At 64.3% G+C, this 865-nt stretch carries 1 protein-coding gene; it reads left to right on the plus strand.

Annotated elements, in window-relative coordinates; all coding sequences use genetic code 11:
• The coding region (locus ACLQ25_RS32725; RefSeq protein ID WP_425734591.1) for an IS256 family transposase at positions 1-865 on the plus strand (865 nt) is incomplete at both ends.

Below are 865 nucleotides of genomic sequence, written 5' to 3' on the forward strand. Positions count from 1 at the left end.
CAAGGGTTTGACGACCGGGGAGATCAGCGCTCACTTCGCCGAGATTTACGGCGCCTCGGTCAGTAAGGAGACGATTTCCCGGATCACGGACAAGGTGATCGAGGAGATGACCGGCTGGTCGCATCGCTCGTTGGATGAGATTTACGCGGCGGTGTTCATCGACGCGATCGTGGTCAAGGTCAGGGATGGGCAGGTCGCGAACCGGCCGTTCTATGCCGCGATCGGGGTCACTCTCGATGGGGAGAAGGACATCCTCGGGTTGTGGGCCGGCACGGGTGGTGAGGGTGCGAAGTTCTGGATGAGTGTGCTGACCGACCTGCGTAACCGGGGTGTGAAGGACGTGTTCTTTCTCGTCTGCGACGGGTTGAAGGGCCTGCCCGAGGTCGTCACCAACGTGTGGCCGCGCACGGTGGTGCAGACCTGCATCATCCACCTGATCCGCAACACGTTCCGGCTCACCTCGCGGCGGTACTGGGACGAGATCAAGCGGGACATCAAGCCGATCTACACCGCCGTGAACGCCACCGCCGCCCGGGCCGCGTTCGACGACCTCGCGGAGAAGTGGGGCGGCAGGTATCCGGCGGTGATCCGGCTGGGGGACAACGCGTGGGCCGAGTTCATCCCGTTCCTCGACTACGACGTGGAGATCCGCAAGGTCATCTGCTCGACCAACGCGATCGAGTCGCTCAACGCCCGCTACCGGCGGGCCGTGAAGGCCCGCGGCCACTTCCCCAACGAGCTGGCCGCGTTGAAGTGTCTGTACCTGGTGACCCGATCGTTGGACCCCACCGGAGCAGGCCGAACCCGATGGGCGATGCGCTGGAAACCCGCGTTGAACGCCTTCGCCATCACCTTCAGCGACCGC

It is taken from the genome of Micromonospora sp. DT44, assembly GCF_049841635.1.
Classification (GTDB): Bacteria; Actinomycetota; Actinomycetes; order Mycobacteriales; family Micromonosporaceae; genus Micromonospora.